Consider the following 21,797-nt stretch of genomic DNA (forward strand, 5'->3'; position numbering starts at 1 on the left):
GTTTTCGGCGGGCCTGGCCCCAAGAATAGTGTACAACCTCCTTATCGCCGCTTTACACTTTACAAGGAAGGAGGCCTAATAAGATGCAGCGCTTTTTATATCGATTAAACTTAAAACAAGCCTTAACTATTGTGTTGGTTCCAACTATCGGACTCATCACTTATTTTTTGTTAAAACAACCTTTTTCTTATCAGCTATTCATAGATTTTGCAGGCGCTGCAACGGTTTATTTTCTGCTCGCATTTTTGCTCTATCCCCTGCTTCTTGGCGTTAAGCACTTACGTTTTCGCTGGCTCGTAAAATTTACTCGAATATATATTCGCTTTCATATAGCGACGGCGATAGGGGGCACCGTTCTGCTGCTTCCTCATATCACCGGGATGCCATTGTATGCCTCTTTTTCAAATCCTAAAGCATTAACCGGACTATTAACTATTTGTACATTTTCAGCGGTGCTTGTATCGGGCTATTTTAGAAAAAAACGATCTTCAGGCAAGCGCCGGCGCTATCACCGATATTCCGCATTCATTTTTATCGGATTTCTTTTCGTTCATCTCGTTATATAACCGTTTGCGGCAGCGGAAAGTTCTGGTATAATAAAAAACAAATCCTCATATATTAAAAAAAGAACCGCAGGTGCGGCTAACACCTACGGTCCTGCAATAGCTTGGTTCCCTGCAAGGGGGATCGGCCAGGAGAAAATAAATCACCCGCTCGAGCCGTCAACTCAAGGGTGATTTATTTTTGTGACAGCAAAGCCACGATCAACGCTCCGAACGTGACCATCAGCATCAACGCCTCATACACCGTCATCATATAGGCACCACCCCCTCTCTTCATGGGGATGCTGCCGAACCACCCTTGAGTTTACCAAAACTATTACCTTTCCATTATATCACTTTGCTGGATTTTTATAGATAGTACGGAAGATGGAGCTTTCCATATAAGTTATCAGCGAACACCGCCATAGATTTACACAGACACCTTCACATCTAACAACGGGGCATACTGCTGGGAACCAAAAATATCTCCATCACCGGGATCCCCGCTTGGACGAGGCCGTTTCAACGTAAATTTAATAGCGTTTGCCGGTTCATATTCCACAAAGTCGGTAATTCTATCGGTTTCTATGTCGTAAAGCTCAGCAATTTTCTCTTTCGTCAGAGATCCTGAATTTTTCACGAGCTCATACTCTTCTTTTTCTCGGAAAATAATGTCAAAGGTAACACGATCTGTTCCTGCATTTTTACTTCTAATCGTTTTAGCTAAATCTTTTAAAGTCGTTTCTTTCATTATTTTTCCCTCCACCACTTTAGGATTTGACCATATTGTCTACTTCCGTGAGATGAACATCGAACAGCTCTAATGGATCTTGTACCGGTACGGTATGATTTAAAGTCCATGTGTAAGTTGGCCCAGCGTAAATGACATCATCAATAAGGTAAGCAGCTGTGCCGGGTGTTCCTTTCACTTCAGGTAATCTAGCATAAAAGATTTGTCTTGTTGCGTATAAAGTCAAAGCTTCTGCTACTTCTTTTGATTGGGCAATTCCCTCAATGACGACACACAGTTCGTGGGAATTAATTTCTTTTACCGGCTCTAGTTCTCCCATTACTCCATTTTTTCCAAAAACTTTCAAATTCAAGTGGTAGTCTTCTCCCTTAAATTCTTCCGCTACCTGCTCCTCGGTGAAATCTACCACTTTATCAATGTTTTTAATGGTATATGGATCGCGAATTCCCGCAATGCCAATATATTTTCCCCCACTTTACCGGAGCCTTCGAGTTTTACTTTAATGTCTCCTTTGATGGGATAATACTTAGCCATTGCTCACTCTATCCACAAACATGAACCGTCTTCAACGATCGCTGTATTAGATAAAGAAAAAGAAGTGGCTGCTCATCAAACAGGCCATAACAGCGGAGTGATTCACTCAGGAATTTATTACCGGCCGGGAAGCTACAAAGCTCGCTTTGCCAAAGCAGGAAATACCTCTATGGTTTCTTTTTGTAAAAAACATGATATTTCTTATGAACAATGCGGCAAAGTTATAGTTGCTACCAATGATCAGCAGCTTCCAGCTTTGAAAAACCTCTATGAGCGCGGCAAACAAAACAAGCTTACGGTCAACTGGATGGAGAAGAGCAAACTTCTAGAAAGAGAACCTTATGTTCAAGGCGTCGCTGCCATTGAAGTTCCAGCTGCTGGCATCGTTGATTTTAAGCAAGTTAGTACCACTCTGGTTTCTCTCATCCAGCAAAAAGGAACAGATCTCTTTTTAGGAGAAGAAGTACAACGCATATATGAAAAAGACTCCATCACTATTGAAACAGGCAATAAAACGATTCACGGAAGAAAACTGGTAAATTGCGCTGGATTACAAAGTGATAGAATTGCCCAAATGACTGGCTACTATTTGGACATGCAGATCGTACCTTTTCGAGAGAATATTATGAATTAAAAGAAGCATCACGAAATCTTGTACGTGATCTTATTTACCCTGTACCAAAACCTGACTTTCCATTTTTAGGCGTGCATTTTACGAGAATGATAGATGGCAGTGTTGAAGCCGGACCTAATGCAGTGTTAGCTTTTAAACGTGAAGGTTATTCCAAAAAACAACCCTGGATTTAAAAGACCTTGCGCAAGTACTTGGTTCTAGAGGATTTTGGCGTCTAGCTTCTTCGTACATGAAAGAAGGGACAGCCGAAATGAAAAGATCTCTTAGCAAAAAAGCATTTGTGAAAAGTTTGCAGGAACTCATTTCTGCCATCACTGAAGAAGATGTTGTTCCCGCTCCTGCTGGAGTGCGTGCCCAAGCCCTTCGTTCAGATGGCACATTGGTGGACGATTTTTATATTATCGCTGGCCGTCACAGTTTTCACGTATGCAATGCCCCCTCCCCTGCAGCCACCAGCGCCTTGCAGATTGGCGAAGAGGTATACCGGCAGATGCAAGATAAAAAAGTAAGCGTGAGTTAAAAATATTTTGACAATAACATTTTTCCTTGCTATAGTGTATATAACGTTTTCCGCTCGAGGGGCCTCATCCCTTTTGCTTCGTAAACGCACTAGTTTATATGATCATATAGCTATTATAAATATTATGCTGTTTATTAGACGAGGCCTTTCCTGCCAAAGAAAGCCAGAACGTCTCTTAAAGCCAGCCGAAACCTTTGTTCACGCACAAAGGTAGACGGCTGGCTTTTTCTATTGTTAAAACTATTGTAGGAGGAATATTTATGAGCATGACAGCAGAAAAAGTACTGGACTTTTCGACTCAAACGAAAAACTACCAATTCGTCCCCTACTCTCAAAGCAGCAGGATGTATCAAGTTAACATTGATAAAGAAGCATTGGATGCTTTTTTTGAAAAAGTAAAAAATGTTGAAGTCCAGGAGCTTGAATATGTTCCTTATAAGAGATTTATCGTTGCAGGCGCGCTGCAGGACACACTCGGCACAGCCTTTACAAAAACCGTACAAACTATTTTACAGGACCGGCAAACAGGAGGATTTACCCTTGGATTAGAAAAAAACACCACAAACACCGATCAATATGTATTATTTTCTACCGCTTTAACGCATCTTATTGGAGAATGCAACTTTGATGCTATGTCAGGAAAATATTATGCCTGATTTACAGTAAAACACACTGACGAAAGTGACTCGTACCTTCGACAAGCGTATCGTCTGTTTACATTTCACACGGACGGAACGTTTGTAGATGAATCGACGGACTGGCTCTTAATGATGAAAATGCAGGAAGAGAATGCAGTTGGCGGGGAATCCAGACTGCTTCACCTTGATGATTGGAAAGATCTCGATTATTTCTATCAACACCCCTTTGCACAAAAAGAGATCACCTATAAAGCACCATCTAGCAAAAACGTCAATAAAGAAATCAGCAGAAAAACCTTCTTCCATCATAACGGTGAACCTTGTCTTTGCTTTATCGATCAATTTGCAAACCCGTCTACTATCGAAGAAGCCAAATATTTACGGGACCTTTCTCAATCTATGGAAGAAGATGAAAATGTTATTGAATTGGATTTACCTGTCGGCCACCTAGTCATGGTTAATAACCTGTTCTGGGTTGGACGGCAGAGCTGCTTTTGAGAAAAATGAAAAACTCCACCGCGAACTGCTGCGACAGCGCGGACGTTTTCAAGAGTAAATCATTAATAATTAGAAAAACTCGGCTTGCCGAGACTTTCCTAAAGTACAAGTAACATCAAAGGAGCTCTCTTTCTGGAGAGCTCCTGTTAAATTCCTTAAGCTTCATTCACTTGTCTCACAAACTCTTTCATGATGGCTGGCAGATCAGGCCAAGCATGACCGGAAACCAGGTTCTTATCGACATAATCCATTTCATTAATATATTCTGCGCCAATGCTTTCCACTTCAGGCTTGCACGCCTGGTAAGCAGTCAACTTCCGCCCCTTCACCACCTCAGCAATCGGGGTCAGCACAAGGCTTCCATGACACATCACGGCAATCGGCTTGTCTGCTTCAAAGAAATGAGTAACAATGCCGGGCAAATGTTCATTCATCCGAATATGTTCAGGAGCTCGTCCGCCTGGGATAATCAACCCATCGTAGTCTTCCGCATTCACCTCGGCAAACTCAAGGTTGGCATCAATCATATAACCGCGCTTTTCGGTGTATGTTTCCCAGTCTTCAAAATCATGGATGACCGTATTTAACTTTTTCTTATGAGGAGCTGCGATGTCCGCTTCAAATCCTTCCTCTAAACAGCGGAAATAAGGGTAATACACTTCAAGCGCTTCTACGGCGTCTCCAGTGACAATAAGAACTTTTTTAGATGCCATAAACATCCTCCTTCACACGATTTTTCCATAATCTATTACTTCCTTATTTTATCATAAGATATGGTCTGCTACAGGGAAGCCCATGTAAAACCTGTGTGAGTCAGAAAATATTTCAAAAAAAAAGCATGAAAAATAAGCCCTGTAAAGCGGCTGCAAAAGAATGTTATAAAATTTTTTATATCTAGGGAAAATATTGGATAAAAGGTGGTTTTGAGACACACCACCGCAGGGGAGGGATGTTACTGGATGGATCGTTTTAACATATCAATATCTGCTTCTTGATCAATCGATCGTTTGGCAAGTTTCTCTAAGGTCTTTTCCTGGCCGGCCACAAAGGCCTCTAACCTTTCATAATTTTCAGGGATGCTCGAAAGTTTCTTTTCTAGTCTGCTCTGACCTTCTAACAATTCTTCCTTCATTGACAGCATGTCTTCTTTTAAACTGCTCTCCATTCCGTTCATTTCTTTTCTTACATTTCCAAACTCCATTTTAAGCTCAGACCGGATGTCACTCGTTTCTTGTTTCATTTCAGAGTGCATGTTTCGCATATCTGTCCGAATGTCTGATTCCATGCTTCCAATATCGCTTCTTACACTTCCTATTTCTTCTCGGAATTCGGTCTGCATGCTTCCCATTCCATTTCTTACACTATCCATTTCTTCCCGAAATTCGGTCTGCATGCTTCCCATTCCATTTCTCACACTATCCATTTCTTCCCGGAACTCAGTCTGCATGCTTCCCATTCCATTTCTCACACTATCCATTTCTTCCCGGAATTCGGTCTGCATGTTTCCCATTCCGCTTCTCATACTGTCCATCTCTTCCCGGAATTCGGTCTGCATGCTCCCCATTCCATTTCTCATACTATCCATCTCTTCTCGGAACTCGGTCTGCATGCTCCCCATTCCATTTCTCACACTATCCATTTCTTCTCGGAACTCAGTCTGCATGCTTTTGAATCCAGATTCCATCGAAGTCATTCGTGTATTCAAAGATTGGACTTCTTTAAGAATCATTTCTAGTATTTTATCCATCATCTTGCCTCCTTTCTTGTATGATGTTGTTATTATATCATAAACCAATCCTTCCAGCGTTTGCTGGGAGGATTGGTTTATAGATGGCCATACAACAGGGTACTTTTTTGGGGCCAGACCCTCCATATTATGAACAAATTTAAATGGGATTGTTTCGCCATATTGGATTTATGCACGCATGCGGGGCAAATTTGAACACTTTTTCTGATTTATGACTCGACTTTTATACTTTATGACTAACATATTATAAGCGGGATTACGCTTTTATCGTGGGGGCTGGCTTTCCACATTATGCGCGGTACCAAGGGGGCATTTGCTCTAGGTGCGAGCATTTATGCGCCGCTTTGAAGCTAATATGAACAAATTTCTATCATTTATGAATAACTTCTCTTCTTTTATGTACATTTCCTATTTTTAGTTACTTTTGATGCTGTTCCTTAATTCGGGGTCTGGCCCCACATAATTGGGGACATTTCACTAAGTTCTGGCAGAAATGAACCCCTTCCCAGCATATTTAAACGATTTCCTCAAACTTATGTTTATGCACAACTTCTCTTCTCCCCAGATACACAGCAGCTTGCCTAGCACCCCAATAATGCTACCATTTCAACACTTATTCTGTACATGTATTTTGCGCTACTTTTCACTTCATCAGACAAATAAAGAAAAATGGCTCGCGCCAAGCCTTCTTTAGGTGCGAGCCATTGCCTCGTTGCACTTATACTGTTCTTCTCAAAATTTTAATTACATATCTATTAGTACAAGTAAATCAGCTGAGCTTATAATACCAACATTTTTACGAACACCGGCACCGTCCTACTCCTCGAGATTAAATTCCAGTTCGCGCGAGTTGTTTTCGATTTTTTTAATCGATAACGAGTCTAAGATAAGAGCTTTGTAGGCGGCATAGGCGTTATATTCAATTCGTTCGAGCATATCAAAAGCTTTTCGCAGGTTTTTATCGAGAACGACGATACCATGTTTATTTAACAGCATGGCAAGCGGCAAAGCATCTTCCTGTCTTGTTTGTACATAGCTTCTGACAATCTCTGCAAGCTCAGGAGAAGTAGCAGGTGCAAATGGCAGCGTTGGTATAGTTCCAAGCTTTTGCGTAGCTTCTGTTATATTAAGCATTTCCATTCCCATAGCAGCAAATACGAGAGATTCCTTTGGATGGGCATGAAGCACGCAGCCAATATCAGGCCTTTCACGATAGCAGGCCATGTGCATGTTAATTTCTCTTGTAATGTTTCCGTCGCCTTCTACCTTTTGTTCGTTCATATTGACGACTAGAATTTCGTGCCGTTGTAAATCGCAGAATTTCTGCTGAGACACTAATGTCGGAGTCATAATAATATGATCATCATTTACACGGGCACTTACATTCCCGCCAGCAGCATTGGTTTCAAAGCGCTGAAACATTGTCCTGACAACCTTACAGAGATCTTCTCGTTCTTTTCTATATAGCAAATTAATAAACCCCTTTCACTTCTTGAATACTCGTTTGCAAACAAAGCGTGTTTGCTTCCTCTATATCAAAATCACTGCTATTGCTTTTGGTCACTTTCGACGCCGAACAGCCTGCTGCAAACGTCAGCGCTTCTTTCCATGACGAGCCCTTTTCTCTTGCGCCAAACAGGGCTCCTACGAACACATCTCCGGCGCCTGTGTCGTTGCACTCCTTTACTTTTGGGGCATGCACATTAAAAATTTTCCCCTCGATAAACGCCGTACTTCCCTCAGAACCTTTTGAAAAAATCACATAAGGGACTTTCTGGTTCAGCTTCCGCAGCTGCGTCAAATCCTGTTCTCCGGCCGGAAACAATTCTTTAAGCTCCTGTTCATTCGGTTTTATAAAATCTACTTCCATAGCAATTGCTGTTTTTAACGCTTTTCCGCTTACATCACAGGCGGTGGTGCATTGCTTTTCTTTTAGGATAGAAAGAACATCCTCCCACCATGTGACTGGATAACCAGGAGGTAAGGACCCGGACAGAATAACCGTGTCTTCTGTTTTCACAGCCGACTTTAAATACTGGCAGAGTTTTTCATGGTTCTGCCTGGAGACTTGAAATCCATGCTCTGTCACCATTAAGCTGCCTTCCTCTGCCTGGTCCATCAGTACATAGGTGATGCGGGGGGCTGTCTTTTTTTCTAAAAAAAGCTCATAGTCTACACTTTTATCTTCTAAAATCTTTTTAAACGTATTGGCATTCCGCTCTCCCGCAAACGCCAGAGCAACATTAGGAATTTTCAGACAAGTGAGCGTGTGTGAAACATGAAGCCCTTTGCCGCCTAGATCTATCTCTTTTTTGTACATTCTGTTATTTTTCCTTTTTTCCAATGGATTCTTTGTAAACAAAATATGATCAATCGCAGGGTTCAGCGTAATTGTATAAATCACATTACATTCTCCTTATATTCTGTCTCCTCTGCTGTGGCATCAGCTGCATTTCGTGCTTTCATTTTTTTTAAATAAAGAAAAAACAGCGCGGCCCATATGCCGACAAACAGGAAACCAAAAATATGACCGTCTCCAACTTGGGCAAAAATATAGCGGAAAACCGGGTATTCGATGGTGCTCCAGGAAATCATCTGGTAAAGCAATAGCCTGCGTGTCTTGAGCCAGCTGCGTAATCGTTGGGGCAAATCCTGTAGCAATATACAAGAAAACAGGTGTTGTGATTAAACCAAGCGCAATCATCCGCAATAAATTGCCGCCGGTAATGATGAGGGCCGGAGCAGCTAGAGAAATATTTATAATGCCTGCAAATGGCAGCACATTGTTTCCAGGCAAAATAATGGCGTACAGCAATGTAATGGGCACCCAGACAATGACGGCCACCCAGAGTTCATTGCTTCCTGCTAAAATCGGCCAGTCCAGCCCAATATGCAATTTCCGGTGCTTAAAACGACTTTTCATGAAATCAGATATCGCATCAGACAATGGAGATAGCGCCTGCATAAATAATTTGGCTACCATTGGGAACAGCGTTAATGCAGCGGCTGCTTGAATCGCTAAAGTGAGCGTTTCAGGAACCGTGTACCCGGTTGCGATCCCTAGAAGGATACCGATGATAAATCCCATCACATGATTTTCCGCGAATATACCTTTAATGTATTCGCACCGATATGGCGATCAAACAGCGGCACCTTGCTCAACAGCCAGTTAAACGGAAGCAAAAATACTCTAGAAACAGTCACACCAGGAATGCCCGTTACTTTTTCAATGGGCTTTTGATTAACATCCGCTATTAGAAGCTCTGCTACCATTTGAACAGCCGCTATAACAAAGGCCAGGACAACGCTATTTGTCACTCCGATAACAAGGGCGGCCGTTAAAATTTTCCCCCAGACATTCCAAAGGTCAACATTAAGCGTTTCTGTTTTGTTCATAACAAGAAGCAGTGCGTTTACGGCCATTTGCAAAGGAAACATTAAGAATGCGAGCGGCCACGCCCATGCCAGCGTAGCTAGCGAAGTCCAGCCGGCGTCTGATATTAAGCTCGATCCCCGTACGTTCGACCAGACCCTGGCCGGCAGGAGTGAGAGCGTCCAACATAAATCCAATGACGACTCCCATCCCTGCGAAGGCTACCCCTAAAATAATCCCTGCACTAAAGGCTTCCTTCCACTTCATTCTTACGACTATACCAACGATAATCATTATTAACGGTACAAATACAGAGGCACCTAGATCTAAAATATACTGGAAGACATTTTGCAGGACGTCTACATCTATCCCTTCCTTTTACGTTAATAGATTAATGAGTTGATTCGTCTCTTCTTCAAGCCCCATTCCTGTCAAAAAATGCAATTCCATTTAATGTGGGGATGTTGTACTCTTTCGTTCCTTTTGTAATGGCGATATAGACATCACTTTGAGGGATATACTGCTCTAAAGACTTGATATCCACAGCTTCAACACTTGCTCTGACTTTGTTTTCGTTCAGAATCTTCTGAACCTTGGAAGCAACGGTCTGGCTGGTTGCAACTCCTGAACCACATGCTACAATCACTCTTTTCATAACACTTCACTCCTCATAGGATTTTTTATAAGCTGAAAAATCTCTTTTTCGCTTTTTGCATTTTTTAACGCTTGAACAAATTGCTGATTTGTAAAAAGGTTCATTAAATACTGCAGCAGTTCCACCTGGGCCTTTGATTCTGTGATTCCTAAGAAAAAATAATGAGAGACTTCTAACGATTTATTTTTTTCACCCATATCCCCCATAAAAAGAGGTTTTTCAGAGCTGGCATATGCAATAAAGGGATAACTAATGTGTTCACAATCTGTATGAGGGATCGCAACATTGATTGTTTCTAATGATAATCCGGTCGGATACTTCTCCTCCCTCTCGGTTAAGGCTGTTAAATAGGAGGATTTCACATAGTTTTTCTGAAGCAGCCAATTAGCTACTTTTTCAAATAGCTGAGAAGCGGTATCGCATTTTACATTTGGCAAAATAAGATTTTGACGAAATAATTCATTAAATGCCATGATGGTCCTCCTCTACGTGGTGTTGTAACACGTTCACAACTTCCGATACGTTTTTTGCTTGAAAGAATCTCTGGGAGTTGGTTTCATCCATAAATAGTTCATTAAGACTTAACAGCGTCGGCACATGATGTTGAAAGTCTGCAGGTGAAAGCGTGACTAATGCTTTAGCCATACCGCCGTCCGGCATTTTCACCGGATTTTGAAAAATATTAATATCAAAATCTTCCTTTTTTACTCCATCCGATGGCTTCGCATGCGGCAAATACACTTGAGGACCGAGCATCATACGATCACTTTCTTTTGAAAAAAGAGCCAGCACTTTCTCGATATAACGCGATTCAATTGAACCTCTCGCTTTCAGATGATTTAAGCTCGAACGTACAGCTTCGTTCCATGTCAGATCCTCTTTTATAATGTGAATATGCTGTTCATTAAATGTGAAAAAAGGAGGAAGCTCGCTCTCTTCTGTTTTCTCGACCTCCTGTTTAGTACCAGTGGATTTATCGAAAAAATCTATAATCTTATCGTGAATGACATCCTGTTGTTCCATTTCAATATGGTCTTTTAAGGAATGCAGCAATTCTCTCGCTTTTTTCTCGTTGTCGCTTTCAATATATTTCCGTACATTTTTTCTCAGTTGAGCCCGTTCTTTCTGGTCCAAAATCGGGGTCACGATGAACGTTTTCTGGGTCGTATCGAGCGGTATGGTAGTGAAAATAAAATCGACTGGTTCTTTCTTTTCATACGTTCTTTCAGAAAACGCGCCTAAAAACTCCATGTGCGGAAACATCAGCTTGAGGGTTTCTAACAATAGCTTTGACACCGATGTTCCATTTCGGCAGACTACCATGGCCTTAAAAATTTTTTCATCTTGTTTATTTGTTTGATATATCCAGGCTTGAACGAGCATCGCAATATATACTTTCTCTTCTTCGGACAGGGGCTTTCCAATATAGTCTTCTAAAGACCCTGAAGCTCCTTTCACAATCGAACATATGGAGGCATGTTCATCTTGAAAGATCCGGGTGAGGGGATTTTGAACATGTAGCCCTAGTTTCACCCGATATACAGCCGGCCGGATGTGCAGCAAAAGCTTCTCTTTTAACTCGTCTTTTCTAACCAAATACGTCACTAAGTTTTTTTCGATCTGGTCGATAAACGTATCAATGGCTGTTCTCAGCTCTTCCCTGTGTGTTAAATGAACAGCCGCCTCCAGCATATTAGAAGACAACACTTGCAGGGTAAGGTAGAGCTGGTCTTTTTCTGTCAGACCGCTTTAGTCCCAAAACATATGTTTAATTGCTTCATACTCTTCTGTATGAAAAACGCCATAATCTTCCGTTTCTGGGATCCACTCTTTCTGAAAGGTCTGAATTCGTTTGATTAATAAATGCAAAAGGACGGGCAGCACTTCCATTTGCTCATCGGTAAAAGATATCTCCAGCCTGTCTTCTGCCCGCAATAGGCGCTGCCGCAGTAAAAATACTTCATTCGAATCAATAAGCTTTTTTTGTTTTAAAAGGGTTCTTGCAAACTCATATTGAAAGAGCTGTTTTAACTCAGTGACAAGCAAATTGCGAAGCTGATACTCTGAACCCGAGATATAATAACCATGCTTGCGGCTGTATTGAACCTGGATTGATTTGCTCTTTACTAATTTTTTCATCAGTTTCATATCAAGAAGCACAGTATTTTTACTTACATCAGTCAACTCTGCTAAATCTTGAAGAGAAAAGGATTCCTTTTCTACCAGAAGAGTAATGAGGATAAGATGCACTCTTAATTCCGGCGTTAAATCATCAATAGAAAAATAAGTTGCTTCCCTTAAAATCTCGCTCAGGCCTTTTCTGGCGTTAGCAGGAATGACGATTTGATCCTCCGGCTGAATGGCCAGTATATGAAAATTATGCTGTTTCAATTCTTCGTTAATCAGCTGGATAACTTTTTCGATTTGTCCTTTTGAGCTGTTTAACTGATCTTCTAAATCAGAAATAAAAAGAGTGGAACTGCTTAAAAGCTGCTGCATCGTATTCTTCATCATTTGCTCCATCCGGTCTCCCCCTTTCCTTATTGGTTACCTTCAGTATAACGATTACACGTTATCCGTGCGTATCCTTTCAACACAAACTTAGAAAAAACGCTTACATTTAAAATTGTGGTGAACGTGAGCATATTGTTTTCAGGCACCCTCAAACCCTATCCTTCAAATAAAACGCTTGCAATTTTAAAAACTGTTTGACAATTAAGCAAATCTTTTTTATTATAATAATCAATACCGGTATACCAGATACCTCATACCGAATATCATATATCGGTCTTTCCAAAACCTGCATTAGGGAGTGGAAGATATTGAAGAAGATTGGAAAGTTTGTTTCATATACGGACCAGGTTTATCGGGAGCTGAAGGCTGCTATTATCAGCGGTGATATTCAGCAAGGGGACTTCCTGCAGGAACGTTCGATTGCTGAGAAGCTCGGTGTAAGCCGCACCCCCGTTAGAGAGGCAATTAAACGGCTGGAATTTGAAGACTGGGTGGAGACTCTGCCCTGGAAAGGGGTGGTTGTGAGAGACATCGACAGACAGGATATCATAGAGGTATTTCAATGCCGCTATGCCAATGAAGGTTTTGTCGGTGAACTAGTAGCTTCCGCTATTTCAGAGGAAAGCTTAGAGGAGCTAAAACAAATCAAGAAGAACATGGAAGCCTTAGCTTCTAAAAGCCGGCAGGAATTTATCAATGAAGACCGCAAATTTCACATGCACCTTGCTCAATTAACCAATAACAGCCGTCTTGTACATTTTCTTGACCATCTAAGCGATCAAATGCTTCGTTTTGGGATTCTTGCAGTGAAAAATGAAGAAAGAATGAAAGGAACACTGCAGGAACATCAGGCTATTATTGATGCCCTGGAGACCAGATCTCCTGAAAAAACCAAAGAAGCGATTCACATACACATTGATAACAGTGAAGATATATTATTAAATCTTGTAGACAATGAATAGGAGTGTCTGAGATGCCATTACCGTCTATTTCTTTTTCCTTTCAATCCAACCAGGAATCTAAAACAGTGCCAATTCATTATGTTTATTGCATTGGCTACACCGGCCGGAACCAAGAAAAAGTACAAGCTCATGTAGAAGAGCTTGCTGAGCTGGGAGTCCCCCGCCCCAATAACATTCCAGCGCTTTATCCGATGAGGCTTTCGAGCTTAACGACAGCGGAAGAAATTCAGGTGTCCGGAGCCGAAACTTCTGGGGAAGCAGAAATTGCACTTATTTTCTCCAATGATGAACTTTTCGTCACCATTGGCAGCGACCATACCGACCGTGAACTCGAAACCGTCGATATCGGCAAATCCAAGCAGGTGTGCGACAAACCAATTGCAAAGGAAGCCTGGCCTATCGATGAAGTTCTCACCCACTGGGACGAATTAACGCTCTCTACAGAGATTCTGATTGATGGAGAATGGCAGCCTTATCAGAATGATAAATTCTCGGCCATCCTTTCGTTCGATAATATTGTAGAGATGCTTCAAAAGCGTTCGATTTCCATTAAAAAAGCAGTTTTCTTTGCAGGTACCGTTCCTCTTCTGGATGGATTTAAATTTGGGCAGGCTTACAAAATGGTTTTAAGTGACCCCGTCCTGAACAGAACGATCGAGTTAGAGTATAAAGTGAAAGATTTAACCGCTGAAAAAAATGAGGTGAAAAACTCATGATTGTTTCTTCTTTGCAGATGGACATTATTCCAGGAGATCCTGCAGCCAACCGAGAAAAAGTCAAAAAATTGGTACAGGTTGAAATGGAGACAAACCATCCTGATTTGATTGTGCTCCCCGAAATGTGGACGACAGCTTACACTTTACCGGAGCTTAAAGATATTGCTGACCACGAAAACAGCGAAACTATTCCTTTTTTACAAAACCTTGCTTCACAGCACAACGTTCATCTTGTCGGCGGATCTATCGCTTATCAAATAGAAGAAGATATGTTTAACCGGGCGCTCATCATCAACAACAAAGGTGAACTGGTTTATCACTATGACAAGCTTCACCTGGTTCCTATGCTTGATGAACCATCGTATTTGACAGGTGGAAGAAATAAGGCCCAGATCTTTGAGCTCGATGGGCTGAAATTAGGCATTATCATTTGTTATGACCTTCGCTTTCCAGAGCTGATCCGGGCGCTTGCTCTTGAAGGAGCACAAGCTGTCTTTATCACAGCCGAGTGGCCTGAAGCAAGAACAGAGCATTGGAAGTATTTACAGCTGGCCCGGGCGATTGAAAACCAGGTATATATCATCTCCTGCAACCGGGTCGGTACCTATAACAATGTTGAATTTGCCGGAAAATCAATGACGATAGACCCGTGGGGGAATGTGCTCGCGGAAGGAAGCCAAAATCAAGAAGAAACAGTCCGTGCTGACATTCACCCCGAACAGGTCCAGGAGGTCCGGAAAAAAGTACCCGTCTTTGACAGCCGAGTACCTGAATACTACACCTATTACTAACATAAGGAGTGTTTTCATAATGAAAAAATGGATTCTATCGACATTGGTTACTTGTTCCCTTGTTTTTGCAGCTGCTTGCGGAGGCGGCGGATCCGATAATGCCGGAGAGTCCGGCGGTGATACAGAAGAAAGCGTATCGCTAAAGCTTGCGCATACCGGTTCTGACTCCCACCAATACAACATTGCTGCAGAAAAATTTAAAGAACTCGTCGAAGAAAAAACAGATGGTTCTGTGACCATAGAAATTCACGGTAATGCGAATCTTGGAAGTGAAGATGAAGCAGTAGAACAAATTCTAGACGGTACATTAGATATGACGACCGTAGCAGCGGACAGCTCTTTTGCTAATACGGTACCGGAAATGAACGTTTTCGGTATTCCTTATATCTTTGAAGACCGCGACCATGTGTATAGCGTCATGGATGGAGAAATTGGTGATGAGCTGATGGAAAATGTAGAAGAGAAAAACATGACAGGCCTTGGATACTGGGAAGTAGGCTTCCGTCATCTAACAAACAATGAAAAAGAAATTACTACTCCTGAAGATGTACAAGGCCTGAAGGTTCGCGTGCAGCCATCTAAAGTGTGGGAAGCTCATATGAACGCACTAGGAGCCAGCCCTACGCCAGTAGACTTTAATGAACTCTATTCCGCGCTGGATCAAGGGGTTGTCGACGGACAGGAAAACCCGCTGCCAACCATTGACTCTATGAAATTTTATGAAGTACAAGACTATGTTTCTCTAACCGCTCATACGTACTCTCCAGCGATCACTGTAGCAAGCAATAATGCTTGGGACAAGCTCAGCGAAGACCAGCAGGCAGCTGTCCAGGAAGCTGTTGATGAAACGACCGAATACCAGCGTGAAGAGCTTGAAAACAAAGAAGAAGAAATATTAGAAACATTAGAAGAAAACGGGGTTACGATTACAGAAGATGTGGACCGTGAAGCATTTAGTGAAGCAACTTCTGAAGTCAAGGATGTTCTATCTGAAGAAGTACCGTCCTCCCTGCTCGAAGACATTGAAGCAGCGAAGTAATTAGAAAAACTTGGGTTACCACCAATTCCCAATGGCGGAAGCCTAAAAAAAAGTCCGGGTGTTCTCGCGAGAGCATCCGGCCCTTTACTAACAGGATGTAGAAATGAGGGGGAAACATGAAAACATTTGACACCCTGCTTATAAAATTCATTAAATTAATCATGTTTCTATGCTTGGCCGCTACTGTGTTCGTAACATTTCTTCAAGTTTTTTACCGTTACGTTCTCGGGCAGTCGCTGGCCTGGTCGCAGGAATTCGTTTTGATTACGTTTGTTTATGCAGTGTTAATGGGAGCCGTTGTCTGTATCTACTACAAAGACCACCTTCAAGTAGACCTCCTGGATAACTCGCCAGCATGGCTGCAAAAAACCGCAACGATCCTGGAATTTGTGATTGTTTCCTTTTTCATCGTTATTTTCATTTACTATGGCTTTGACCTGGTACAAAACAACTTTGCTTCCGGCCAAACTGTAGGTATTCTTCCGATTCAATCCGCTTATGTCTACCTTGCCATACCAATAAGCGGCATTCTCATGCTTTATTTCCACGTTAGGCAGGTGATTCGATGATTTGGCTCATTCCTTTATTATTTGGATTAATATTACTTCGTGTTCCGATTGCTTTTGCACTTGGAGCCGTATCCATGCTCGGAATTATTCTCACAGAGCCAAGCCTGCTGATTAACGTTCCCCGCCAGATCTACGGAGGGATTGAAAGCTTCAGCTTGATTGCTGTGCCGCTGTTTATACTTGCCGGAGAAGTGATGACAAGAGGCGGAATCTCGGAAAGATTAATACGCTTTTCACAAATGCTTGTCGGATTTATGCCAGGCGGCCTTGCGATGGTTGTTATTGTAGCCAGCATGTTTTTCTCCGCCTTAACAGGAACAGCCATTGCTGCAGCAGCTGCCATTGGCGGAATGATGCTGCCTGCGATGAAAAGAGAAAACTATGATACAGGTTTTTCAGCCAGCCTGGTCGCAACCTCAGCCACGATCGGCCCAATTATTCCGCCTAGTATTGTATTGATTCTCTTTGGCGTGATTGCGAGCGTATCGATCGGTGATTTGTTTATTGCCGGATTTGTTCCAGGGATCCTGATGGGACTTGGATTGATGGTATACAGTTTTATTATGGGTAAAAAAAATAACTACAAAGCCCGGGAGTCCCTCCCCCGCCCAGGTGAATTTTTCCGCGGACTGGTGGACGCGATGCTTGCTTTGATTATGCCTCTTATCATCATAGGTGGAATCATTTCAGGTATTTTCACCGCTACCGAGTCAGGCGTTGTGGCAGTCGTTTACGCTTTAATTATCGGCATGTTCGTTTATAAAGAGCTCAGCTTAAAAGATTTGAAAGATGTTTTTATCGAAACAGGAAAAACAACGGCTTCGATTGTTTTTCTCATTGGAACAGCGTCATTGTTTATTTGGTTTTTGTCTTATAAAAACATTCCATCTCAATTAACAGAAATGCTCGGTCCCGTTGCAGAAAATCCAATCATGCTGCTGCTTGTCATTAATATTATTCTGCTGCTCGCAGGCACATTTATTGATACGATCAGCGCTGTTTCGATTTTCACACCACTCTTCCTGCCGCTTGTAACCGCAGCAGGGATTGACCCGGTTCATTTCGGAATTATAATGGCCGTGAACTTAACCATCGGTATGGCGACACCACCGCTTGGAGTGACCTTGTTTGTGACAGCTAGAATTGCGCAGATTAAAGTGCAGGAAATGTTCAAGCACCTCTTCCCGCAAGTGGGTATCTTAATCGCGGTGCTGCTGATCATTACGTACATTCCGGAGATCAGTCTGTATCTGCCTGAGCTTTACCGTGAGATCTTTAATGTGTAGAAAAGTGCGTTGGGCGGAGTGCTGAAATCGGCGAGATAACCACTGAATTTATTTCTCTTAGCGCCGAATTTGGCCAGAGAAGGGCTGAAACCGGATTTCTAAGAGCTGAATTCGGCCAAAAAAGAGCTGAATCAACCAATCTAACCGCTGAACCCCCTAAAGCCAAGAGCTATTTTTTTAAAAAAAGGAGGCAAGCTGATGCAGGAACCAAAAGAGCTTCGAAAAAAAATACGGGAAGGTGCGTTTCATCAGCCTACGTCCGGCTACTGCCCTTCCTATGTTCAAGCCAATGTCGTCATTGTGCCAAAACAATATGCCTTTGATTTCTTTCTATTTGCTTATCGCAACCAGCAAGCGTGCCCACTCATCGATGTACTGGACGCCGGGGAATATAAATCCCGGCTGGCGATAGGTTCTGATATCCGAACCGATGTCCCTAGGTACCGTGTCTATCAAAACGGTGAATTGGTAAACGAACTAAGTACCATTCATGATCTCTGGCAGGACGACATGGTTACCTTTTTGATCGGCTGCAGCTTTACATTTGAAAGCATACTAATAGATGAAGGAATCCCACTCCGACATGTAGAGGAAAACAAAAATGTTGCGATGTATGTGACGAACCGTCCCACAGACAGCACGGCAGTGTTTCACGGTCCTCTCGTTGTTTCGATGAGACCGATTCACCGAGACCTTGTAAAAAAAGCCGGTGACATCACCGCACAGCATCCGAACATGCACGGAGCTCCCGTTCATATCGGCGATCCATCCGAGCTCGGGATAACCGACCTCAGCTCCCCCGATTTCGGAGAAGCCGTCACGATAAAAGAGGACGAGGTGCCTGTCTTCTGGGCATGCGGGGTCACCCCGCAAATGGCTGCTGTCCAAAGCAAGCTGCCGCTTATGATCACCCACTCCCCCGGTCATATGTTTGTAACAGATGTGACGAACGAGGAGTTTTTGAAAAAATAGTTACCAAACAGTTCGGCTGTTGCTTTATTCTAGTTTCACTAATATTTTGATTTGGCTTTTGTCTTCGGCCAGTTGTTCAAAGCCTTCTTCTACGACCTGGTCGAGGTTAATTTTATTAGTAATCAGCTTATCTCCACTAAAATATCCCTGCTTCATTAATTCCATTACCGCCGGATAAACATGCCGGTAAGCGATGATACCTTTAACTGTTTTTTCTTTAATGACAAGGTCATTTGGCTCTATAGAGGCATCGGATTCCCAGATGCTGACGATAACGGATTCTCCGCCATTGTGGGTGCTGTTGATGCATTGGTTTAATACATCTGGAATTCCGGTGACTTCATACGACACGTCTACTCCACTCTTGGTCAAACGTTTGATTTCTTCAACAGGATCTGCTTTAGTGGGATCAATCACATTTGCGCCGAGTTCTTCGGCAAGATTTTTTCTCGAATCAGAAACTTCTACGGCATAAATGGTCGATGCTCCGGCAGCTTTTAAAGCCTCAATCACGAGTAAACCAATCGGTCCGGCTCCGAAAACAGCAGCGGTATCTCCTGCTTTTAGTGAGCTTTGACGAACAGCATGCAGTGTCACTGCGGCAGGCTCTACTAGTGCTCCTTGTTCATAGGATAACTCCTCTGGCAGTTTGTGAGCCATATGTTCTCCGACAACGGTATATTCGGAAAAACCGCCTCCGCCGCCAGATAATCCGTGAAATCCTAGTAGGTCAGAGAGATTGTATTTTTCGTCTTCATATTTCCCGTTTGAATGGGGAGCTAGAATTGGTTCAATTGCAACCCGGTCTCCTGCTTTTAACTTGGACACTCCTTCGCCCGTTTCAACGACTTCTCCGGCAAATTCATGTCCCATCACAATTGGAGCTTTGTCTTTACTAATTGGATGAGGTTCTTCAGTTGGAATGAAAATAGGGCCTGCTAAGTATTCATGCAGGTCACTTCCGCAAATCCCGCACCATTTCACTTTTACTTTGACTTCATGCTCAGAAACCTTTGGCTCCTCTACCTCTTCTACTCTCAGGTCTTTCGCACCATGCCATACAGCCGCTTTCATATTCCATTCCCTCCTTGAAATGTTGCATCGCCTATTTATTCTGTCATTTTTGCTCGAAACCCTTCTTTCATGATGTAGAAAAATCATATATATTCTGTGAGGCAGATCACAAATTACTTGATCTGCTGATAAGTTTCTTCATCACAGATCACAAACAAACGTGCATTTTCAGGGATATTCTCATCTAACTTCCGGTTAATATTCAAATTCTCTCCGTTCGAGACAAGGGTGGCTCCTTCTGCTAACAATTCATCAAAAGCATCACGGTAGGTGCTCCAATGAGGACGCTTCCCTATTTCATAAAGGTCATCCCCGTGCTGCTTGGAAAGAAGCTGTGACATAATCCTTGAGCTTCCGGGATGAAAAGCAGAACGAACCGCCATCTGCGAAATCGTGTCCGTGCTTAAAATAAACTCATCAATATCAACGTGCACAAAATTCTCCACGTTGTTGCGGTCCTTTACTTCCACAATTGTATAAATGTCTCCATAATACCGCTCAATGGTGGTGGCAATTAAGAGCGTTTTGCCGTCTACAAAGGAAGCGTCTTGAATGAAATTGCCGAAGTCCGTGACTTCATTGGCAAACACAAACACCGCTCTTGCTTCTTTTAGGTTCGCTTGTTCCAAAGTCGCCTGCTGAATCGGATTTCCCTGCACATAATGCACCCGCTCATGAGCCATAGGTGTTTTTTCAAGCTGATCAATTAATACAATTTGTGCTTCCGAATCACTTTGTAAAATTTCCTGAATAGCTAATTTTGCGTTCGTGCTCCAGTCAATGATGACAAAATGGTTTGTCCCGGTAAAATCCATTTTCCCCTGCTCCTTTCTTCGCTGAAAGAGAAAGATTTGGTCTACTACTTTACTGATCACAATCGAAATAAGACCGATGCCGAATATATACAGTGCCATGGCTAAAAGCTTGCCGGCAGCCGTTGTTGGAGAAAAATCCCCGTATCCCACGGTGGTAACCGTCGTCATCACCCACCAAAACCCGTTAAAAGGATTTTCAAAGGTTTCCGGTTCAAGCGCATAAATAAGGACCGAACTTATTCCGATAAGAATAAGAGAAGATAAAAAAACCAATCGATTGCTGACAGAAATCAGCCTGTAAAACAGCCTTTGAAAAATGATCATCAACCCGCCCCCTTTTATTTTTCGGCTAAAATTATATTAACAGGTATCAAGCGCCTCTACATAGAAGGAAGACTTCTTTTGACATTACACTCAGCGCTTATTGCTCGTTTACATAAACTATAATATACTAACTTAAGACCTACAACCAAATAAGGGGGGGGAAGAGAACGATGAGAAAAAAGCTTGCCGCTTTAACTTTAGCAGCGTCCATAAGTACCGGGGTATTTGGTACTTCCGCTCAAGCTGCCAGTCCCTTTGAAGATATTTCTGAGGATTTTTGGGGATATGACGATGTGACGGCTTTGACAGAACAAGCCATAATTAATGGATACCCCGATGACACATATCGGCCGAATCAATCATTAACAAGAGCTCAAAGCGCCATGATTATCGGAAGAGCATTGGATGTAGATTTAGAGGCTCCTTCCATGCACCAGTTTTCCGACATACACTCTGATACGAGTGGAGCTATTACATTCATTCCTTAACGAACGAAGGGATATTTTCAAAGTCTGATAACTTCCATCCCAATAATCCGTTAACCCGGGCACAAATGGCATAAATTCTAGTCCTTGCTTTTGACTTAGACGGCAGCAGCGATAAAACCTTTGAAGACATCGGTCCAGACCACTGGGCGGCCTACTAAATTGATATCCTTGTTGCTACCGGTATTACAACCGGAACGTCTGATACGGAATTCGATCCGAATGAATTAATTAACCGCGGGCAGATGGCAGCGTTTATTAATCGCACGTTACAATATGTAGAAGATACAACAGATGAACTTCGGATAGAAGATGTTAAAAACAGTATATCTTTTTTCCATGCAACTAGAGGGTGATC

At 42.5% G+C, this 21,797-nt stretch carries 23 protein-coding genes and 4 pseudogenes; 13 read left to right on the plus strand and 14 right to left on the minus strand.

Annotated features, from left to right (window positions below):
- Positions 1 to 83 precede the first annotated feature (83 nt).
- Positions 84 to 566, plus strand: coding sequence for a hypothetical protein (locus ACE1TI_RS05240; protein WP_375006530.1), 483 nt, complete (start codon positions 84 to 86; stop codon positions 564 to 566).
- A gap of 172 nt (positions 567 to 738) precedes the next feature.
- Here ACE1TI_RS05240 and ACE1TI_RS05245 read toward each other — a convergent pair whose 3' ends face one another.
- The 3 genes from ACE1TI_RS05245 to ACE1TI_RS05255 form a co-directional block, all read right to left on the minus strand.
- Complete coding sequence (locus tag ACE1TI_RS05245) at positions 739 to 840, minus strand: putative holin-like toxin (protein WP_375006532.1); 102 nt, start codon at positions 838 to 840, stop codon at positions 739 to 741.
- Between the two features lie 132 nt (positions 841 to 972).
- The gene (locus ACE1TI_RS05250; RefSeq protein WP_375006533.1) at positions 973 to 1,293 is read right to left on the minus strand and encodes a DUF4387 domain-containing protein; all 321 of its coding nucleotides are present in this window, start codon (positions 1,291 to 1,293) and stop codon (positions 973 to 975) included.
- 19 nt (positions 1,294 to 1,312) lie between these two features.
- Positions 1,313 to 1,645, minus strand: a complete 333-nt coding sequence (locus ACE1TI_RS05255; RefSeq protein ID WP_375006534.1) for a hypothetical protein — start codon at positions 1,643 to 1,645, stop codon at positions 1,313 to 1,315.
- Positions 1,646 to 1,825: 180 nt separating this feature from the next.
- Between ACE1TI_RS05255 and lhgO the strand changes: the two are divergent.
- Both lhgO and glaH read left to right on the plus strand, forming a co-directional pair.
- A pseudogene (lhgO, locus tag ACE1TI_RS05260) lies at positions 1,826 to 2,981 on the plus strand (L-2-hydroxyglutarate oxidase).
- A 260-nt stretch (positions 2,982 to 3,241) separates the two neighbouring features.
- Positions 3,242 to 4,175, plus strand: a pseudogene (glaH, locus tag ACE1TI_RS05265) (glutarate dioxygenase GlaH).
- 97 nt (positions 4,176 to 4,272) lie between these two features.
- Here the strand turns inward: glaH and ACE1TI_RS05270 are convergent.
- The 9 genes and pseudogenes from ACE1TI_RS05270 to ACE1TI_RS05310 all read right to left on the minus strand — a co-directional run bounded on the left by ACE1TI_RS05270 (position 4,273) and on the right by ACE1TI_RS05310 (position 12,415).
- Complete coding sequence (locus ACE1TI_RS05270; RefSeq protein WP_375006535.1) at positions 4,273 to 4,836, minus strand: DJ-1/PfpI family protein; 564 nt, start codon at positions 4,834 to 4,836, stop codon at positions 4,273 to 4,275.
- A 233-nt stretch (positions 4,837 to 5,069) separates the two neighbouring features.
- Positions 5,070 to 5,864 carry a hypothetical protein gene (locus ACE1TI_RS05275; RefSeq protein WP_375006536.1) on the minus strand — a complete coding sequence of 265 codons (795 nt, stop codon included), beginning with the start codon at positions 5,862 to 5,864 and terminating at the stop codon, positions 5,070 to 5,072.
- 816 nt (positions 5,865 to 6,680) lie between these two features.
- Positions 6,681 to 7,334, minus strand: coding sequence for a class II aldolase/adducin family protein (locus ACE1TI_RS05280; RefSeq protein ID WP_375006537.1), 654 nt, complete (start codon positions 7,332 to 7,334; stop codon positions 6,681 to 6,683).
- Position 7,335: 1 nt separating this feature from the next.
- Positions 7,336 to 8,268 (minus strand): 1-phosphofructokinase family hexose kinase, encoded by a 933-nt coding sequence (locus ACE1TI_RS05285; protein ID WP_375006538.1) that lies wholly within the window; start codon positions 8,266 to 8,268, stop codon positions 7,336 to 7,338.
- Positions 8,265 to 9,606 (minus strand): annotated as a pseudogene (locus tag ACE1TI_RS05290) (PTS galactitol transporter subunit IIC). The gene ACE1TI_RS05285 and the pseudogene ACE1TI_RS05290 overlap by 4 nt, the downstream one beginning before the upstream one ends.
- Positions 9,607 to 9,615: 9 nt before the next feature.
- Positions 9,616 to 9,892, minus strand: a pseudogene (locus tag ACE1TI_RS05295) (PTS sugar transporter subunit IIB).
- The gene (locus ACE1TI_RS05300; RefSeq protein WP_375006539.1) at positions 9,889 to 10,365 is read right to left on the minus strand and encodes a PTS sugar transporter subunit IIA; all 477 of its coding nucleotides are present in this window, start codon (positions 10,363 to 10,365) and stop codon (positions 9,889 to 9,891) included. Before ACE1TI_RS05300 ends, ACE1TI_RS05295 begins: the two are co-directional and overlap by 4 nt.
- Entirely contained in the window at positions 10,355 to 11,584 is a 1,230-nt protein-coding gene (locus ACE1TI_RS05305) for a PRD domain-containing protein (RefSeq protein WP_375006540.1), read from the minus strand. The genes ACE1TI_RS05300 and ACE1TI_RS05305 overlap by 11 nt, the downstream gene beginning before the upstream one ends.
- Positions 11,585 to 11,641: 57 nt before the next feature.
- Positions 11,642 to 12,415 carry a helix-turn-helix domain-containing protein gene (locus tag ACE1TI_RS05310; RefSeq protein WP_375006541.1) on the minus strand — a complete coding sequence of 258 codons (774 nt, stop codon included), beginning with the start codon at positions 12,413 to 12,415 and terminating at the stop codon, positions 11,642 to 11,644.
- Positions 12,416 to 12,714: 299 nt separating this feature from the next.
- On the opposite strand from ACE1TI_RS05310, the gene ACE1TI_RS05315 reads away from it, so the two are divergent.
- The 7 genes from ACE1TI_RS05315 to ACE1TI_RS05345 all read left to right on the plus strand — a co-directional run bounded on the left by ACE1TI_RS05315 (position 12,715) and on the right by ACE1TI_RS05345 (position 18,741).
- Positions 12,715 to 13,368, plus strand: a complete 654-nt coding sequence (locus tag ACE1TI_RS05315) for a GntR family transcriptional regulator (protein ID WP_375006542.1) — start codon at positions 12,715 to 12,717, stop codon at positions 13,366 to 13,368.
- Between the two features lie 11 nt (positions 13,369 to 13,379).
- Entirely contained in the window at positions 13,380 to 14,084 is a 705-nt protein-coding gene (locus ACE1TI_RS05320) for a DUF2848 family protein (RefSeq protein ID WP_375006543.1), read from the plus strand.
- On the plus strand, positions 14,081 to 14,875 hold the full coding sequence (locus ACE1TI_RS05325; RefSeq protein ID WP_375006544.1) for a carbon-nitrogen family hydrolase: 795 nt from the start codon (positions 14,081 to 14,083) through the stop codon (positions 14,873 to 14,875). The genes ACE1TI_RS05320 and ACE1TI_RS05325 overlap by 4 nt, the downstream gene beginning before the upstream one ends.
- 19 nt (positions 14,876 to 14,894) lie before the next feature.
- On the plus strand, positions 14,895 to 15,914 hold the full coding sequence (locus ACE1TI_RS05330; RefSeq protein WP_375006545.1) for a DctP family TRAP transporter solute-binding subunit: 1,020 nt from the start codon (positions 14,895 to 14,897) through the stop codon (positions 15,912 to 15,914).
- Positions 15,915 to 16,030: 116 nt separating this feature from the next.
- A complete protein-coding gene (locus tag ACE1TI_RS05335; protein WP_375006546.1) occupies positions 16,031 to 16,483 on the plus strand; it encodes a TRAP transporter small permease in 453 nt (150 codons plus the stop codon).
- Entirely contained in the window at positions 16,480 to 17,769 is a 1,290-nt protein-coding gene (locus tag ACE1TI_RS05340; protein WP_375006547.1) for a TRAP transporter large permease, read from the plus strand. Before ACE1TI_RS05335 ends, ACE1TI_RS05340 begins: the two co-directional genes overlap by 4 nt.
- Positions 17,770 to 17,967: 198 nt before the next feature.
- Positions 17,968 to 18,741: a putative hydro-lyase gene (locus tag ACE1TI_RS05345; protein WP_375006548.1), complete on the plus strand. Its 774-nt coding sequence runs from the start codon at positions 17,968 to 17,970 to the stop codon at positions 18,739 to 18,741.
- A gap of 24 nt (positions 18,742 to 18,765) precedes the next feature.
- Here the strand turns inward: ACE1TI_RS05345 and ACE1TI_RS05350 are convergent, their stop codons facing one another.
- A complete protein-coding gene (locus ACE1TI_RS05350) occupies positions 18,766 to 19,815 on the minus strand; it encodes a 2,3-butanediol dehydrogenase (protein WP_375006549.1) in 1,050 nt (349 codons plus the stop codon).
- A gap of 113 nt (positions 19,816 to 19,928) precedes the next feature.
- On the minus strand, positions 19,929 to 20,954 hold the full coding sequence (locus ACE1TI_RS05355) for a potassium channel family protein (protein ID WP_375006550.1): 1,026 nt from the start codon (positions 20,952 to 20,954) through the stop codon (positions 19,929 to 19,931).
- 170 nt (positions 20,955 to 21,124) lie between these two features.
- Here ACE1TI_RS05355 and ACE1TI_RS05360 point away from each other — a divergent pair, with 170 nt between their 5' ends.
- The 3 genes from ACE1TI_RS05360 to ACE1TI_RS05370 all read left to right on the plus strand — a co-directional run bounded on the left by ACE1TI_RS05360 (position 21,125) and on the right by ACE1TI_RS05370 (position 21,795).
- Complete coding sequence (locus ACE1TI_RS05360) at positions 21,125 to 21,442, plus strand: S-layer homology domain-containing protein (RefSeq protein WP_375006551.1); 318 nt, start codon at positions 21,125 to 21,127, stop codon at positions 21,440 to 21,442.
- Positions 21,443 to 21,453: 11 nt separating this feature from the next.
- A complete protein-coding gene (locus ACE1TI_RS05365; protein ID WP_375006637.1) occupies positions 21,454 to 21,516 on the plus strand; it encodes an S-layer homology domain-containing protein in 63 nt (20 codons plus the stop codon).
- 90 nt (positions 21,517 to 21,606) lie between these two features.
- Complete coding sequence (locus tag ACE1TI_RS05370) at positions 21,607 to 21,795, plus strand: S-layer homology domain-containing protein (protein ID WP_375006638.1); 189 nt, start codon at positions 21,607 to 21,609, stop codon at positions 21,793 to 21,795.
- Positions 21,796 to 21,797 lie beyond the last annotated feature (2 nt).

The sequence above is a fragment of the Alteribacillus sp. JSM 102045 genome, assembly GCF_041949975.1.
Lineage (GTDB): Bacteria > Bacillota > Bacilli > Bacillales > Marinococcaceae > Alteribacillus.